This window comes from Polaribacter aestuariivivens, assembly GCF_005885675.1.
In the GTDB taxonomy this organism is placed as follows: domain Bacteria; phylum Bacteroidota; class Bacteroidia; order Flavobacteriales; family Flavobacteriaceae; genus Polaribacter; species Polaribacter aestuariivivens.
This window is the reverse complement of the sequence record NZ_VANR01000007.1, coordinates 43946-61103: the sequence shown is the minus strand read 5'-3', so window position 1 is coordinate 61103 and position 17158 is coordinate 43946. Positions and strand designations below refer to the sequence as shown.

18 protein-coding genes are annotated in these 17158 nt (G+C 27.8%); 8 read left to right on the top strand and 10 right to left on the bottom strand.

Going from position 1 to position 17158, the window contains the following annotated elements:
* Positions 1-25: 25 nt before the first annotated feature.
* Together FDT66_RS12720 and FDT66_RS12715 are read right to left on the bottom strand one after the other, a co-directional pair.
* Positions 26-1159, bottom strand: a complete 1134-nt coding sequence (locus tag FDT66_RS12720) for a cysteine desulfurase family protein (RefSeq protein ID WP_138537134.1) — start codon at positions 1157-1159, stop codon at positions 26-28.
* 23 nt (positions 1160-1182) lie between these two features.
* Positions 1183-1731 carry a Smr/MutS family protein gene (locus FDT66_RS12715; protein WP_138537132.1) on the bottom strand — a complete coding sequence of 183 codons (549 nt, stop codon included), beginning with the start codon at positions 1729-1731 and terminating at the stop codon, positions 1183-1185.
* A gap of 63 nt (positions 1732-1794) precedes the next feature.
* Between FDT66_RS12715 and FDT66_RS12710 the strand changes: the two genes are divergently transcribed.
* Complete coding sequence (locus tag FDT66_RS12710) at positions 1795-2427, top strand: low molecular weight phosphatase family protein (RefSeq protein ID WP_138537130.1); 633 nt, start codon at positions 1795-1797, stop codon at positions 2425-2427.
* Here FDT66_RS12710 and ppk2 (FDT66_RS12705) read toward each other — a convergent pair.
* Both ppk2 (FDT66_RS12705) and ppk2 (FDT66_RS12700) read right to left on the bottom strand, forming a co-directional pair.
* The gene (gene ppk2, locus FDT66_RS12705) at positions 2424-3209 is read right to left on the bottom strand and encodes a polyphosphate kinase 2 (RefSeq protein ID WP_138537128.1); all 786 of its coding nucleotides are present in this window, start codon (positions 3207-3209) and stop codon (positions 2424-2426) included. The genes FDT66_RS12710 and ppk2 (FDT66_RS12705) overlap by 4 nt on opposite strands.
* 4 nt (positions 3210-3213) lie before the next feature.
* Positions 3214-4071, bottom strand: a complete 858-nt coding sequence (ppk2, locus tag FDT66_RS12700; RefSeq protein WP_138537126.1) for a polyphosphate kinase 2 — start codon at positions 4069-4071, stop codon at positions 3214-3216.
* A 105-nt stretch (positions 4072-4176) separates the two neighbouring features.
* Here ppk2 (FDT66_RS12700) and FDT66_RS12695 point away from each other — a divergent pair, with 105 nt between their 5' ends.
* The gene (locus FDT66_RS12695; RefSeq protein WP_138537124.1) at positions 4177-5127 is read left to right on the top strand and encodes a lipid A deacylase LpxR family protein; all 951 of its coding nucleotides are present in this window, start codon (positions 4177-4179) and stop codon (positions 5125-5127) included.
* Positions 5128-5132: 5 nt separating this feature from the next.
* Here the strand turns inward: FDT66_RS12695 and FDT66_RS12690 are convergent, their stop codons facing one another.
* Positions 5133-6557 (bottom strand): ATP-dependent DNA helicase, encoded by a 1425-nt coding sequence (locus FDT66_RS12690; RefSeq protein WP_138537122.1) that lies wholly within the window; start codon positions 6555-6557, stop codon positions 5133-5135.
* A gap of 104 nt (positions 6558-6661) precedes the next feature.
* Here FDT66_RS12690 and FDT66_RS12685 point away from each other — a divergent pair, with 104 nt between their 5' ends.
* From FDT66_RS12685 to FDT66_RS12670, 4 genes are read left to right on the top strand one after another with little or no spacing between them, the layout of a single operon-like run.
* Positions 6662-7399: a hypothetical protein gene (locus FDT66_RS12685; RefSeq protein WP_138537120.1), complete on the top strand. Its 738-nt coding sequence runs from the start codon at positions 6662-6664 to the stop codon at positions 7397-7399.
* Between the two features lie 10 nt (positions 7400-7409).
* The gene (locus FDT66_RS12680; RefSeq protein WP_246034873.1) at positions 7410-8201 is read left to right on the top strand and encodes a DUF3822 family protein; all 792 of its coding nucleotides are present in this window, start codon (positions 7410-7412) and stop codon (positions 8199-8201) included.
* Positions 8201-8752, top strand: a complete 552-nt coding sequence (locus FDT66_RS12675; protein ID WP_138537116.1) for an RsmD family RNA methyltransferase — start codon at positions 8201-8203, stop codon at positions 8750-8752. Before FDT66_RS12680 ends, FDT66_RS12675 begins: the two co-directional genes overlap by 1 nt.
* A gap of 59 nt (positions 8753-8811) precedes the next feature.
* A complete protein-coding gene (locus FDT66_RS12670; protein WP_138537114.1) occupies positions 8812-9540 on the top strand; it encodes a phytanoyl-CoA dioxygenase family protein in 729 nt (242 codons plus the stop codon).
* Positions 9541-9554: 14 nt separating this feature from the next.
* Here FDT66_RS12670 and FDT66_RS12665 read toward each other — a convergent pair whose 3' ends face one another.
* Genes FDT66_RS12665 through FDT66_RS12645 form a run of 5 tightly spaced genes read right to left on the bottom strand, consistent with a single transcriptional unit; the run spans position 9555 to position 14630 of the window.
* Positions 9555-10508 (bottom strand): AAA family ATPase, encoded by a 954-nt coding sequence (locus tag FDT66_RS12665; protein WP_138537112.1) that lies wholly within the window; start codon positions 10506-10508, stop codon positions 9555-9557.
* Entirely contained in the window at positions 10508-11890 is a 1383-nt protein-coding gene (locus FDT66_RS12660) for a peptidylprolyl isomerase (protein WP_138537110.1), read from the bottom strand. The genes FDT66_RS12665 and FDT66_RS12660 overlap by 1 nt, the downstream gene beginning before the upstream one ends.
* Positions 11856-12701: a hypothetical protein gene (locus FDT66_RS12655; RefSeq protein ID WP_138537108.1), complete on the bottom strand. Its 846-nt coding sequence runs from the start codon at positions 12699-12701 to the stop codon at positions 11856-11858. Before FDT66_RS12655 ends, FDT66_RS12660 begins: the two co-directional genes overlap by 35 nt.
* Positions 12701-14338: a peptidylprolyl isomerase gene (locus tag FDT66_RS12650; RefSeq protein ID WP_138537106.1), complete on the bottom strand. Its 1638-nt coding sequence runs from the start codon at positions 14336-14338 to the stop codon at positions 12701-12703. Before FDT66_RS12650 ends, FDT66_RS12655 begins: the two co-directional genes overlap by 1 nt.
* Positions 14339-14348: 10 nt before the next feature.
* Positions 14349-14630, bottom strand: a complete 282-nt coding sequence (locus FDT66_RS12645; protein WP_138537104.1) for a DUF493 family protein — start codon at positions 14628-14630, stop codon at positions 14349-14351.
* 96 nt (positions 14631-14726) lie between these two features.
* Between FDT66_RS12645 and FDT66_RS12640 the strand changes: the two genes are divergently transcribed.
* A complete protein-coding gene (locus FDT66_RS12640; protein ID WP_138537102.1) occupies positions 14727-15269 on the top strand; it encodes an AAA family ATPase in 543 nt (180 codons plus the stop codon).
* Complete coding sequence (locus FDT66_RS12635; RefSeq protein ID WP_171032386.1) at positions 15266-17155, top strand: RecQ family ATP-dependent DNA helicase; 1890 nt, start codon at positions 15266-15268, stop codon at positions 17153-17155. The genes FDT66_RS12640 and FDT66_RS12635 overlap by 4 nt, the downstream gene beginning before the upstream one ends.
* Positions 17156-17158: the final 3 nt, after the last annotated feature.

Sequence of the window (17158 nt, the reverse complement as noted above, 5' to 3'; positions counted from 1 at the left end):
GGTTGATTAGGGAGTTGCTTTATCTTTAAAGCAGCTCCTTTAATTTTAAAATCGTATAATCTAAATCTTCTTTGGTTGTATATTTTGAAAATGAAAAACGGATAGAAGTTTTATCTTCTTCTCCATCAAATAAGATTTCCGATAAAACGTGAGAACCTTTATTACTACCAGATTGACAAGCACTACCTCCTGAAATTGCAATTCCTGCCAAATCTAAACTAAATAACAACATGTCGTTTTTAACTGGAAAACGTACATTTAAAATAGTATAACTGCTATTGTCTAAATCTGCAGAAAGTCCATTAAATTGAATGTTTGGAGATATTTTTTTAAACTCAGAAATAAAATACACCTTTAAACTTTCAATATAGTTTTTATCTTTTTGAATATTTTGAACAGCAATTTCTAAAGCTTTTTCCATGCCCAAAATGGCGTGTACATTTTCCGTACTTGACCTTGCTCCTCTTTCTTGGTTTCCTCCATGTATCATTGGTAAAATTCCAAAACCTTTTCTAAAAAAAGCAAAACCAACACCTTTTGGTCCATGAAATTTATGTGCACTTGCCACTAAAAAATCTAAATGAATTTCTTGTAAATTTAAATTGAAATGCCCAATTGCTTGAACCGTATCTGAATGAAATAATGCATTGTGTTCTTTACAGAGATTCGCCACTATTTTAAGTGGCAAAATGTTTCCAATTTCATTATTTATCATTAATAAACTTACTAATGTTTTTTCTTTTGAAGCTTTTAATAAATTCGATAAGTGTGAAATATCTATTGCTCCAAATGCATCAACATTTACATAATTTAAAGTAACATTTTTTTCTTTTTCTAAATATTCGCAAGTATGTAAAACTGCGTGATGTTCTATTTTTGAAGTAATAATTCTAGTAACTTCTAAATTTAAAACTGCGTTTTGTAAAATTAAATTATCTGCTTCTGTACCACTTGACGTGAAAATAATTTCACTTGCAGAAACATGAAAGTGTTTTGCGATATTTTTTCTTGCAGTTTCTACAGCCGATTTTGCTTTTCTACCAAATTGATGTGTAGAAGAAGGGTTGCCAAAATTATCTATCATAGAAGTTTGCATTACTTCTACCACTTCTTTAGCTATGGGTGTTGTTGCAGCATTATCTAAATACACGGTTTTCATATCACAAAAATAAGGTTTCTATTTTACTCATTTATATTTTGATAAATATAAACTTCTGTAGCTCCTAAACCATACTTTTTATAAGAAGCATCATAATATTTAACAGGATATTTATTTAAAAGTGAATGCAATTCTGATTTTAAAACACCTTCTCCAACTCCATGAATAAACACAATTTTTGAAATTCTTTTTTGAATTCCGTATTCAATTTTTCGTTTTGCAGTGTCTAACTGTAAGTTTATCATATCGTAATTATCTAAACCTCTTGTAGATTTTACCAGCTGATTTATATGCAAATCAACTTCCATAATTACTTCTTTTTGTTGTTTTTTAAAAAGACTCTTTTGAGGTTTTGCTTGTTGAATTTTTTCTTTAAAAAAATCGTTATTTATATCAGAAAACTTTGTTAGCTCATGCTGTTCTGCATCAATTTTAACCAATTCTTTTTCATTAAAATTAAAAATCATACCGTCTTCAGTTTGAACTGAAACTGTATGATTATCAATAGCAGTTACTTTTCCTTTTAAAACATCGTCTAAAACAGCCACTTTATTTCCAATTTCTAAACGCATTCTTAACTTTTTATTAATTTATATAAGTTTAATAAGTTTTATTTTTGAGGCAAAAATAATGATATGTTAACTACTTCAATAACTTCTACCGAAAACTTCTTTAAAAATGCTGTAAAAAGTATTGTTTTAAAGGAAGATAGAAAAGTTTTACTTCATAAAATTTCGGAAGGTATTGCAAAAGAATATTTAAAAAATGAAGTGGTTAATTTAAACTTTATTTGTACTCATAATTCTAGAAGAAGTCAACTTGGACAAGTCTGGGGTTTTTATGTTGCAAATTATTTTAATTTAAATATTAATTCTTTTTCTGGAGGTACAGAGGTAACTGCTTTTTACAGAAATACAGTAAAAACATTACAAAAGGCAGGTTTTGATTTTCAAGTTTCAGATTTTTCACATCAAAATCCGAAGTATGAAATTCGATTTAAAGGAAGTAAAAAATCTATTTTAGGTTTTTCTAAAAGATTTGATCATCCTGAAAACAAAGAACCTTTTATAGCAATAACTACTTGTAATAATGCTGATAAAAATTGTCCTTTCATACCAAGTGCACTTGTAAGGTATCATTTACCTTTTGAAGACCCTAAGGCTTCTGATGGAACACCTGAACAAGAAAAAACGTATTTGAAAACAAATCGTCAAATTGCTGCTGAAATGTATTTTATATTTAATGAAGTAAAAAGACTAACTCGTTAAATTTCTAAGTTTTTATCGTAAGGTATTCTATTTAAAACGTAATTAATCACGTTTACACGTGCTTCCGTTTTTCTGTTTGCTCGTATAATTTTCCAAGGAGATTTTTCTGTATTTGTTCTTTGAAACATTACGTTTTTATACTCTGTATATTGGTCCCACAAAACTTGAGCTCTTTCATCTAGTTTTGTCATTTTCCATTGTTTTAATGGATTGCTTTTTATATCGGCAAAACGTTTTGCTTGTTCTTTTTTAGAAATTGACATGTAAATTTTAACCAAATGAATACCAGATTCTAAAATCATTTTTTCAAATTCATTTACTTGGTTCATAAAAATTTCATATTCTTCTTGCGTACAAAATCCATTTACAGGCTCTAAAATTGCTCTATTGTACCAACTTCTATCAAAAAACACAATTTCACCAGCTTTTGGAAATTGCTCTACATAACGTTGAAAATACCATTGGGTTTTTTCATCTTCTGTAGGTTTTGATAGTGCTACAATACGCATATGTCTTGGATTTATACGTTCTGTTAACCTTCTAATTGCTCCACCTTTTCCTGCTGCATCACGTCCTTGAAAAACAATAATTATTCGCTCGTTATTATTAATTGCCCAAGTTTGTAATCGAATTAACTCTACTTGTAATTTTTTTAATTTTTTTTGATAATCTACATATCGTAAACCTCTTTCTATATTTAAAGGTTCTTTGGATAATAGTGCCAAAAGACCTTTTTTTGTATTTAGCTTATTTACTTGCTTTGTTGTAAGTTTTTTCCCCATTTTGTTAATCTACATTACTATTAGAACGATAAAATCTCATTACAACGTTTGGATCTGGTGTTAGCGTTGTTTTTGCTTCTTCTTTTCCATCATAATCAAATTGAGAAATAACGTGTCTCATTGCTTCTAATCTTGCTACTTTTTTATCGTTTGTTTTTACCATCATCCAAGGACTATAAGATGTGTGGGTTTTAGAAAACATTTCTGCTTTGTAGTGTGTGTATTTGTCCCAAAGAATTTGTCCTTGTTTATCTACAGGACTAAATTTCCAACGTTTTAAAGGGTTTTCTTTTCGTTCTTCAAAACGCCTTAATTGTTCGTCTTTGGTGATGGAAAGCCAAAATTTAATGATAATTAAACCATCTTCATACATCATATGTTCAAACTCTGGAACTTGTACTAAAAACTCTTTATATTGATTTTCCGTACAAAAACCCATCACTGGCTCTACAACTGCTCTGTTGTACCAACTTCTGTCAAAAAAAACAATTTCTCCTGGGTTTGGAAGTTCTTTTATGTAACGCTGAAAATACCATTGTCCTTTTTCTACTTCTGTAGGTTTATTTAGGGCAACTAATCTACTAGATCTTGGGTTTAAATGCTCCATAAATCTTCTAATATTTCCGCCTTTACCTGCTGCATCTCTACCTTCAAAAACAACAGCAACTCTTTTATTTTCTTTAGATATCCATCTTTGTAGTTTTACCAACTCAATTTGTAGCAACCTTAACTCTTCAGTATATGAAAGCGTTTTAATTACTTTATTGTAAAGCTGACTTTTATCTTTAATTACTTCTAACAATTCTTTATTAGAATCTACTTTTTGAAAATCTTCTACATTTAGCCCTTTCTTTGTATTCATCTATCTTTATTTCTTGGTCTAAAAATAACTACTTTTTTTTATTTAGGAAGTTAAAAAAGCATCAATTTATAAAAGTTATTCCATATTCTTTTATATTTGCTCTCTATGAAAAAAAATATCTTGTTTATATTTCTTTTTACAGCTCTAAATTTATTGTCTCAAGAGAAGTTTTCTAAAGAAATAAGTTTTATTACAGAAAATGATTTATATACTTCTTTAAAAAACGACAGATATTATACTAATGGAATGTTTTTGTCTTTTAGGTATCTTTCTAAAAAGAAAAAAGAAAATTTAGAAAAACGAATTTTAGAATGGAGCATTGGACATGAAATGTACACTCCATATAAAGCAATTGTGCTTTCTGTGAATGATCATGACAGACCTTTTTCAGGTTATTTGTACGGAAGTTTTGGTTTTGAAAATGTTTATAAAAACAATAAAAATTTAAAAATTACTGGTCAATTAGGTGTCATTGGTTCTAATGCTTATGCCAAAGAATTACAAGATTTTATTCATGATATTTATGGTTTTAGAAAAGCTATTGGGTGGCAATATCAAATTAAAAATGCTTTGGCTTTAAACTTTGGTGTAACTTATAATAAACAGCTATTAAAAACAAGCTCTAAAGCTTTTGATGTTTCTTGGATAAATAATGCTAATGCAGGTACTGTTTATACAAATATAACCACAGGTTTTATGGCTAGAATTGGCTTTGAACCTTTACAAAATATAGCAAACTCTATTGCTTTTAAAACAAATATTAATGATGAAAACACTCGATTTTTTAGAGAAATTGAATCTTTTATATTTATAAAGCCATCTGTTAGATATGCTGTTTACGATGCTACTTTACAAGGTAGTTTCTTAAATAAAAATAGCGAAGTTACAAACGAACTTGTTCCTATAGTTTTTGATTTAGAAATTGGCTTTAAATTTACATCCAATCGTTTTAGTTGGGGATATACGTTTAACTACAATACGAATAAGTCTAAAGGTTTGCGATTTGATAACGGACAAAAATACGGTTCTATTAATGTTAGTTATTTATTGAGATAATTCTATTATTCTGTAAAAAAATCGTCTTTAAAACCTATTAAATACAATTTCTCTTGAGCTCTTGTTATTGCTGTATATAACCATCTGTAATATTCCTTTGAAACACCTTCTGGTAAATAAGGTTGCTCTACAAAAACCGTTTTCCATTGACCACCTTGTGATTTATGACAAGTCATTGCATATGAAAACTTTACTTGAAGCGCATTAAAATACTTGTTATTTTTAATCGCTAAAAATTGTTTGTATTTTGATTTTTCATGTGCATAATCTTCTTTTACTGCCTCGTATAATTTATGAGACTCTTCGTATGTTAAAGACGGACTTTCACTTGTTAAAGTGTCTAAAAGTAAAACCGTTTCAAAAGGTTGCATGTTTGGATAATCAATCATTTTTATTTCAACCTCTGCAAATTTAAAACCATACAATTTTTTAATAGAAAAAATTTTTAAAACCTTACAAATATCTCCGTTTGCAATAAAACCTGCTTCCGAAGATTCATTTAACCAATAATAATTGTTTTTAACAATCATAATATAATCTCCTGCTGAAATTTCATTTTCTTGCCCTCTAATATTATATCTTATTTGTTGGTTGTATTGATTTGCTCTTTTGTTAGACCTAACAATAAATGCTGTATCCTCTACTCCATCATTTTCATATGCAGTTACAATAGCGTCTTCAATATCATAACCATCTTGCAATCTTTTTATATCTGGAAAATCAACATCAAATTTAAAAGTATCACCTTCGTTTTGTAATAACAATCGTAAACTAGTAGCGTTTGCTAAAATACCTGAATTTTCATGTTGACGCATTACTTCATTCAGTTCAATTTCAGTAATATTTTTTTGATATTCATATGTTAAAGCATCTTTTTCTAAAGCAGGACTTACTTTTAACTTCACAGGAGGTAATTGCGCTGTATCACCAATAAAAATAAGTTTACAATTTTTACCAGAATATACATAATTGATTAAATCATTTAAAAGTGAGGTAGATTCGAAAAAATTTTTATTTTGTTTTCCATCAGGAATCATAGAAGCTTCATCTACAATAAAAATAGTATTTGTGTGCTTATTTGTTTGCAATACAAAATCTATAGAACCATTGGATTGTTTTTTGGGAAAATAAATTTTTTTATGAATCGTAAATGCAGCTCTTTTTGAATATAAAGCAATAACTTTTGCAGCCCTTCCTGTTGGTGCTAAAAGCACTGCTCTTTTGCCAGCAAAACGTAAACTGTTTACAAAAACTCCAATAGTTGTTGTTTTTCCTGTACCTGCATAACCCTTTAACAAAAAAAGCGCATCTTTATCTTTATCGAATATAAAATCACTTAAAAGATGTAGTAATTTTTCTTGTTTTAAAGTTGGTTGATGTGGGAATTTTTTAACTAATTCTCTATTAAAATCTATTGGTTTTTCAATCATAAATAAATTTAAACATCAAAGATACGTCGATTTGTAAATAAAAATTTTTATCATTAAAAAAAAATTGTAGATTTGCGTATATACTATTAAAAAAAACATCAAGAATGGAATTATTAGGAATGATTTTAGCTGCAGTATTAGTAGCTGTTCTCTTAGCTATTGTTATAGTTAAGTTTTTACCTTTAAAGTTACGTTGGTTAGCTTCTTTATTATTATTGTTTTTAGCCATTTTTCTTGGATTCAAGATTTATAGCGGAATCATGGAACCAATTAATTTCAACAAAAATAAAGTTAAAATTTATGCTAAAGTTGTAGATAAATTAAAAATAATTAGAGATGCTCAAGTAAAGCATTATGAATCTACAGGTACTTATACTAAAGACAAAGCTGGTTTAATCCGTTTTATTGATACTGCTAAATTAGCCTTAACAAATACAAAAACAGTTGTAGAAACTATAAACAAAGGTGGTGGTATTACTGTAGATGTTGAAAAAAGAGTAACTGATACTATTGGGTATGAGCCTGTTTTAAAATACTTTAAAGACAGAGATTATAAAAACATGTTTCAGGTTCCTGGTACAGATGGAAAAGAGTTTGAAGTTGAAATTGGAACTGTTGAAAAAGTACAAGGTTTAGTGGTACCAACATTTTTAGTTAAAACTCCTAAAGAAGAATTATTAAAAGGAATGGATGAATCTTTAATTAAACAAGAATTAGAAGCAGTTGCTACTGATCAAATTAAAGGAGAGTATATTTCTGTAGGTTCTTTAGATGAAGTTACAACTGGAGGAAATTGGCCACCATTTTACGACAAAAAAGACCGTAAGAAAAAAGAAGAATAGCATACCTATTTTGAAAAACACCAAAAATAAAATTTTATCCATCCAATTTAATTTGGATGGATTTTCTTTTTCTATCAAAGATAGTATATCAAAAAAAGATATACATTTCTGTGCGTATCAGTTTGAAAAAACTCAGCAAAATCCAGAAAATTTATTATCTGAAATTGAAGCTATTTTTAAAAATGATACTCACCTACAACAAGATTTTGATAATGTTGAAGTAATACATCAAAACAATCTTTTTACAATTGTACCTAATGAGTATTTTAATGAGAAAAACTTAACCTCTTATTTAAACTTTAACATTAAAGTTCTTGCCACCGATTTTATTGCCTTTGACGATTTGGAAAGTAATGACGCTAAAAATATTTTTGTTCCGTACATAAATATTAACAACTATTTGTTCAATAATTTTGGCGAATTCGAATACAAACATCATAATACTTTATTGATAGATAAGTTTACCCAAAAAAACAATAAAGAGCAAAAAGCAATGTTTGTAAACGTTTCTAAAACAACACTAGATATTGTTGTTTTAGAAAAAAAACAACTAATACTTTCTAATTCTTTCACATACCATTCAAAAGAAGATTTCTTATACTATGTTTTGTTTGTTGCAGAACAATTACAATTAAATACAAACGAATTTCCACTGCATTTAACAGGAGAAATTTCAGTAGAATCTGATATTTATAAACTGATTTATAAGTATATTAAAAACGTTTCTTTTTTAGAAAGCAACAATACCATTTTTAATAAGTTAGATTTGCAAAAACACGCTAATTTTATACTTTTAGGTTAATGAGAATAATTTCAGGAAAATTTAAAGGAAGACGTTTATCTGCTCCAAAAAACTTACCAGTTCGTCCAACAACGGACATGGCAAAAGAATCGTTATTTAACATCTTAAATAACCACTTTTATTTTGATGGTATTAGTGTAATAGATTTATTTTCTGGAACAGGAAATATAAGCTATGAATTTGCTTCTAGAGGAACTAAAAACATTACTGCAATTGATGCACATTATAATTGTGTAAAATACATTAATACTACTTCTAAAGAGTTTGAATTTAATATAAACACTTATAAAAGTGATGTGTATAAGTTTTTGGAAAAAACACCCTTAAAAGCGGATGTTATTTTTGCAGATCCACCTTATGATTTTGAAAAAGAACAATTTTTAAAAATTGCAGCAATTGTTTTTGAAAGAAATATTTTAAACGAAGGTGGAGTTTTAATTATTGAGCACTCTAAACATACAGATTTATCTGAACACGAAAATCACTCATATGATAAAAGGTATGGAGGAAATGTGTTTAGTTTTTTTGAAAACTTTTCTGAAGAAGAATAAATATTCTCTAAGAATAAGCAAACGAACTTAGTTTAAATTCTTTTATTACATTTATACAAATGAAAAAAGGAAATTACACAAAAGATGGTTACTGCTTTTATCCAAACTTTTTTGAAGAAAAAGAGCTTTTAAAAATAGAACCTATTATTGTGAAATTTCATAATCATTGGTTAAAAGAATACGCTAGTTACTATAATGAAGGTTCAATTAACAGTCACAGCATCACTTCTTCTAAGTATTTAAATAATAGCGAAAAAGACACATTATTTAAATTTATTGCACAAAAAAAACTCGTGAAGCTTTTAGAGTTTGAAAATCCTACATTTTTAAATACACAACTTTTTTTTGATCCGAAAAACAAGAAGCAAGAAAATTATTGGCACAGAGATGTACAGTATACTGGTTTGAGTGAAATTGAACAAAAAAAGGCTATTCAATCTCAAAACATAGTTCATGTAAGAATACCTTTTACGCATGAATTAGGTATAGAATTGATACCAAAAACTCATAAAAAATGGGATAGTAAAGAAGCATACGAAGTAAGAAACTCTTTAAACAATAAAAAGCCAAGTGACTCTATTAAAAACAGTAAATTACTATCTTTAAATAGAAAAGATGTTTTACTTTTTTCTGCCAATATGATTCATAGAGGAATTTATGGGAAAAACAGGTTTTCTTTAGACATTATTTTCTTCGAGAAAAATCCTGCTATTTTTAAATTTAGAGATGAACAAAATTTGCCTACAGAAAGTCAACTATTAAAAGTTGAATGTCCTGAAGTTTTCTAAAAAACCTAACCAACTTATAATAAGGAAGTAATAATATTTGCTATTGTAATACCTTCAGCTTCTGCTTTGTAGTTTTTTACAATTCTATGAGATAAAATAGGAATTGCAACTGCTTTTACATCCTCAATATCCGGAGAAAATTTACCATGAACTGCTGCATGCGATTTTGCTGCTAAAATTAAATTTTGTGATGCTCTTGGTCCTGCACCCCAATCTAAATAACTTTTTACCAAATCTGTTGCTTGTTCAGATTTTGGTCTTGTTTTACCAACCAAACCAACTGCATATTCAATTACATTATCAGCTACAGGAATTTTGCGAATTAAGTTTTGAATTTCTATAATTTCTGCTCCAGAAAAAATAGAATTTACTTTATTTTGTAAACTAGAAGTCGTGTTTTTAACAACCTGAACTTCTTGCTGAAATGTTGGATATTCTAAATTTATAGAAAACATAAACCTATCTAACTGCGCTTCTGGTAAAGGATAAGTACCTTCTTGTTCTATTGGGTTTTGAGTTGCCAAAACAAAAAATGGTAACTCTAATTTGTAATGATGTCCAGAAATAGTTACACTGCGCTCTTGCATTGCTTCCAACAAAGCTGCTTGCGTTTTTGGTGGTGTTCTGTTAATTTCGTCTGCTAAAATAATATTGGAAAAGATAGGTCCTTTTATAAATTTAAACTGTCTGTTTTCATCTAAAATTTCACTTCCTAATATATCTGAAGGCATTAAATCTGGTGTAAACTGAATTCTCTTAAAATTAAGCCCTAATGCTTCTGAAACCGTATTTACCAACAATGTTTTTGCCAAACCAGGTACTCCAATTAAAAGTGAATGACCTCCACAAAATATAGAAAGCAACGTAAAATTTACTGCTTCTTGTTGTCCTATAATAATTTTTCCTATTTCTGATTGAAGTTGTTCGTATTTGCCAACTAAATTCTTAACTGCTTGTACGTCTGACATTATTTATTCGCGTCTTTTTTCCAATTTTTTTCAAACTTACAACTTGCGTGATCTTCCGAAATTTTAATGTAAGTATCTTTAATTTTATCTTTAGACCATTTTTCAATGGTTTCTTCTTTCTTTTTCTTTAAGGCTAAATCTTGAATTTTAACGTAATCTTGAACAATATCTGCAGTGTGTGTATCTGTTCTTTCTTTCATTAAAATAAATTTATACATTTTTAAGCCTTCTCTATTTTCATCATAAAAAACATCCGTCATTTCTCCAGTTTTTAAATCATTTACTCTTGCGTAAAAAGCTGGGTCCATTCTTGTTAGATCGAATTTAGATTCTCCTGTATAGGGATTTAAAATTAAGCCTGCGTTATTTTTAGAATCATCATCCATAGAATATTTTTTTACGGCTTCATCAAAAGTGATTTTACCATCTTTAATATCTTGTTTGATCGACTCTAATTTATCTTGCGTTTCTTTTAATCTACTTTCAGGAATTTCTGGTTGAAGTAAAATATGAGAAACAACTCTAGTGTTTCCTTTGATTTCATGCAATTGAATAATGTGGTATCCAAAAGCTGTTTTAAATGGTTCTGAAATTTGATTTAAATCTAGCTGAAATGACACTTCTTTAAATTCTTTAATATAATTAGATTCTTTGGTAACCTCCATTCTACCACCATTTTGGGTAACTCCAGGGTCTTTAGAGTTAATAACTGCTTTCATTCTAAAGCTTGCTCCATCTAAAATTTCTTGTTTTAACTGGTTTAGCTCTGCAATTACTTTGTCGTTTTCTTCTTTTGTAGGTTCTGCGTTTAAAACAATTTGTGCCAATTCTACTTCTGCAGTAAACTCTGGTAATTCACCATCTTTTTTTAGTCCGTTGTAATACAAACGTACTTCTTCTGGTGTAACATCTACCTTTTCAGTAATTTTATTTTGTTCTTTTTCTACTAATTTGTTTTCTTTTTGAACATTATACAACTCTGCTTTTAAATCATCTAAATCATTAAAACCATATGCTTTAATTGCTTTGTCTACTGAACCAAATTGACTCGCAAAATACTCTACACTTCGTTCAACACTCATGTTTACTTCATCATCTGTTACAGTAACACTATCAATTACTGCGTGATGTGAAAGTAGTTTTTGTTGCATAAGTTCTTCTAACATTTCGCATTTTGTAAATGTTACTTTACCTTCACTTCTTAACTCAACTTCTTGTTTAAACTTTGCAATATCAGAATCTAAAACAATGTTTTTACCCACAACTACTGCAACTCCATCAATTTTTACCTTTTGAGCATTTGTTGTTTGCAGTCCAATGAATAAAAAAGTAATTACTGGAAGTATTTTAATATATTTTAAAATTGTTATTTTTTGTGGCATCTTTTACTATTATTTTTTCAATATCTCTAATTAGTTCAATTTTACGTTTGTGTAAAATCATTTGTTTTATTTTAGACTCTATATAACTTAATGGTGCTATTTCGTTTCTTGGTAGAATGTCTTTTACAGCCACCAAATATAAACTTAATGAGTCTTGTTTTTGAATGAATTTTGTTTTTTTTAACAGATTTTCTTTAGAAAACGGTACTTTTAACAAAATCTTATCTAGTTCTGTCCAAACAGAGTCATTTAAGTCGTAAATTTTGAAGCTTAATTGCTTTCTTTCTAGTTCTTCTTGATCTTCAATTTTATCTGATTGAAAGAGTTTTATAATTTCTTTTTCATTTTTTAAATCTTTATCAAAAGAAATATATTTAGCTTTCACTAATTCTTCATTCAACTTAAAATTATCTTTATTTAAATTATAATAAGTTTCTATTTCTTCTTCAGAAATTATAGTATCTAATTTTTGATTAATAATTTCTGTTTTGTACTTGTTGATTAGTAAACTTTCTCGGTAATCGTTTACCAAAAGGTCTATTTCTTGTAAACTTTCTAAAGAACTATTATTTTCGGCTTTCTTTAAAAAAAGCTTTTTGATTGCCCAATCTTGAATGTAGCTTTTTACTAAAACTATACTATCTTCTTTTGAAATATTATTGGGCAAAACATTTTTTAAATCTTCTCTAAAAAGTTTATCTGTATTAACAATAGCAACAATTTCAGAAGAAGTAGTTTCTTTTTCTTTAACTGTAAAATAATCACAAGAAGTGAGTGTGAATATGCAAAAAGCTATCAATAAAAATCTCATTAGTCTTTTTTGTAAAATTTAATTAGTTTTTTTAATTCTCTTTTATTTACTTTAATCTTACTCTTTTTTCTCAAGTCTGCAATCCAATTTTTTTCTAGGAAGTTTTGATAATCATTCATTACTTCTCCTTTGACATTTTTTAGTTCTTTGGACTGATATTTATTTTTATTGGTTTCGAAATAGTTTTTCAATCCTAAAGTGTCTTTAGAAGAAGCTTCCCAAATTTTTTGCTGCATCAGTTCAAAAAGTAACAAACCATCTTCATATTCTTTTAAAACGTGTGCATATTCTGGTTCTATATATACCAAATTATCTTTATAATAAGTTAGTATTTCTTGATTTTTAAACATGTCAAATAACAAATATACAGGTTTGTGTCTTCTGTTTCGAATGTAATTGATGAATGCCTCTTGCTTAATTTGTTTGTTATTAATTGTTAAAATAACCTTTTGCAAAGAATCTTTTGGTATTGCTCTTAGGTTCTTTCGATTCAATATTTTTTTTGCTTCTTCATTTTCTGTAATTTTATAAGTTGTTTTTAGCTTATTAATTACAGCTGTTTCCGAAAGCTGCATTCTTGAGCTTTTTTTAATTTGATTTCTCAACTCTTTTTCAAGTTCATCAAAAGATTTTACTGGATACTTTTTAATTAGTTTTATGATGTGCCAACCATAACGTGTTTTAATTGGCGCAGAATAATCACCTTCTTTTTCTAAGGAAAATGCTGCATTTTCAATAGGTGCTAGCATTCTTCCTTTTTTAAACTTTCTTAATTTACCTCCATTTTTCTTGGTGTTTCTATCATCTGAATATTGTGTTACCAAATCTTCAAATTTTTGATTCTGCTGTAATTTAGTAAACACTTCGTTTATTTTATTTTTTCCTAAAGAGGTAGTATCTGCAACCAAGATATGTGCAATTTCAATTTCACCAAGTGAGGGTCTTACATCGTCAACTTTTACAATATGATATCCGAATTGCGTTCTAAAAGGTGTTGAAACTTGACCAACTTTTGTTTTGTATGCATTATCTTCAAATTCGGAAACCATATCAAATGCCGAAAAATAACCTAAGTTTCCTTTGTTACCAATTCTACCTGTTTTTGGATCGTCTTGAGCTGAAGCATCTTCCGAAGTTTCATATGCTATTTTCTCAAAATCTTCTCCATTTACAATTCTATTTCTAATTTCTGTAATTTTATTAAACGCTGCTAAAGTATCATTTGGTGTTGCGTCTCTAGAAATTCTTACTAAAATATGTTTTGCTTTAATTTCATTTTTAGTTCTAAAGTAAACGTCTTTTACCAAAGTTTCTATAAAAGTAGTGTCTTGCAAATATGGTGCTGAAAGTTGATTTTTATAGGTTTCTATTTCTCTTTTATATGATGGTAAAGTATCATATTTCAATTTATAAGCTTCGTTAACTTTTAACTTGTAGTTAATAAAAAGTTCTAAATTGTTTTCAACATCCTTAGATTCTTCGTTATCAATTGCGTCTAAATTTTTTTCATAAACTCGTTTAAACTCATTAACTGTTATTTTTTCGCCATCAATAGTTAATAATGTTTTTTCTTTTTTTTGACCATAAAAAGTAATGGTTAATAGTAAAAAAAGTATTGATAAAACGTTGTTTTTCATAATTACAATATTATAAAGATATAATTCCTTCGATTTTTTCTGCTTTTTTGTATAACGATATTACTTCGTCTGAAGTATTTAATTTTAAAATAATTGAAACGCTTACATATTTACCTGTTTTAGACTTTTTTGTAGTAATAACTGCACCTTTGTTATTAAAAAGTGCTTCCACTTCTGTTTCTTGATTTTTTGTTGTAGGTACAATAAATTTATACAAATAGTCTGCTGGAAAACTTGTTGTGTCATCAAGTTGAGCTTTTAGTTTGCGATAAAATTCGTCTTTCTTACTCATAATATTCTTAAAAATTTATTAAACTATTTTCAAATAACAAATCACAAAATTACATTAAAAATTAGTTTTATAAAGGGAATGATTTATTTTTGTAAAATGCAAAAAAAAATAGTGCTTATTGGAGGACCTGGAACTGGTAAAACTACAGTTCTTAACAGTCTTATTTCTAAAAATTATTTTTGCATGGAAGAAGTGTCTAGAGAAGTAACCTTACAGGCAAAAGAAAAAGGGATAGACCAACTTTTTTTAACAGAACCATTACTTTTTAGTAAACTTTTACTTGAAGGTAGAGAAAAACAATATTTGATTGCAGAACAATCAAAAAAAGAAATTGTTTTTTTTGACAGAGGAATTCCAGATGTGCATGCCTACATGAATTATTTTAAAACTTCATATCCTAATACTTTTATTGAAAAAAGTAAGAAATATAAGTATGATTGTATTTTTCATTTTTCGCCGTGGAAAGAAATTCACACCACAGATAATGAACGATATGAAACCTTTGAACAGTCTGTAATTATAGACGAATACTTAGTAAAAGCATATAAAGATTTAGGGTATAAAATTATAAATGTACCTTTTGGAAACGTAAAAGAGCGTACAGACTTTATTTTAAATTCGCTTTCTTGCGAATTATGATTTCTCCAGAACAAATACTCGCTAAATATTGGGGATTTACTGAATTTAGAGCTCCTCAAAAAGAAGTAATTACTGCTGTAGTAAACCAGAAAGACGTTATTACTTTATTACCAACTGGCGCAGGAAAATCGTTTTGTTTTCAAATACCTGCACTTTTAAAACCAGGAGTTTGCTTGGTAATTTCACCATTAATTGCATTAATGCAAGATCAAGTAGAAAACTTAAAAAAAATTGGCATAAAAGCGGTTACAATTCCTTCTGGAAACGATACAAATGAAATAATTACTTTGTTTGATAATATCAAGTTTGGCAATGTTAAATTTTTATACATTTCTCCTGAACGATTACAATCTACCTTCATACAGCAAAAAATAAAAGAAATTAATTTAAACTTAATTGCCATTGATGAAGCTCACTGTATTTCTGAATGGGGACATGATTTTAGACCTTCTTACAGAAAAATTAAAATCCTTAGAGAGCTAAATTCAAAAGTTCCTTTTATTGCTCTTACAGCAACTGCTAACAAAAAAGTAATTGAAGATATTGCTAAAAACTTAGAACTTAAATCTCCTGAAGTTTTTAGAAAATCATTTTACAAAAATAATCTAGCATACCAAGTTTTTAAATTAGAAGACAAACTAGAGCGACTTGTTCAAATTTTTAAAAAAACAAAATCACCAGCAATTATATACGCCAATACCAGAAAAAAAACAGAAGAAATTGCTAATTTTTTAAATGCAAACAACTTTAAAAGTAGTTTTTATCACGGTGGTTTATCTGCAATTCACAAACAAATTTCTTTTGATAATTGGATGCAGGAAAAAACACCAATTATGGTAGCTACAAATGCATTTGGAATGGGTATAGATAAACCTAATGTTGGCTTGGTTATACATTATAATTTACCTTTTAGTATAGAAAATTACGTGCAAGAAACAGGTAGAGCTGGAAGAAATAATAAAAAATCTTTTGCAGTTTTACTATACAATAATCATGACATTGCTTTATATAAAGAGCAATTATTTAACTCATTACCAACCATAACCGAAATAAAGGAAATTCATAAAAAACTATACCAATATTTCAGAATTTCAAATGGAGAAATTGCCACAACTCCTTTTGATTTTAATATTTTAGAATTCTCAAAAAAATATAATTTTTCTGTTTTAAAAACAGATGCAGTACTTAAAATAATTTCCAATTATGGTATCATTGAACTAAGTAACAATTACAACAAAAAATCTACCTTACAATTTATTACGCATCATTCTAATATTTTAAAATTTAGCCATAAAAATGACGCATTAAAAATATTTATAGGTATTTTACTAAGAACTTATGGCGGACTTTTTGAAAGTGAAATAAAAATTGATGAATTTTTTATTGCTAAAAAAGCAGGTATTACATCTCAAAAAGTGATAGAAAATCTAAAAAAACTACAAGAATTAGAGTTTGTAAACTATATACCTGTTCAAGCAGAAACATCTATTTTATTTTTAGTTCCGAGAGAAGATGATAAAACTATTAATCGTTTTTCAAAAAACATGAAACAGTTTTTGCTTCAAAAAGAAAAAAAAGCAACAGATTTACTTAATTATGTTGCAAATCATGATGTTTGTAGAAGCATTCAGCTACTCACCTATTTCGACGAAAAAAACACTAAAAAATGTAACATTTGTGACGTTTGCTTATCAGAAAAAAAAGACAAAAAAAATACAACTCCAGAAAAAATTATTGCAATTTTAAAAGTTGAAAAGAAATTATCTTCAAAAGAAATTAGTACTTTATTAAACATTGCAGAAAAAGACATTTTAATACATTTGCGAATGCTTATAGCTTCAGAAAAAATAATTTTAACAAATCAAAATAAATTTCAAATTAAATAAAAA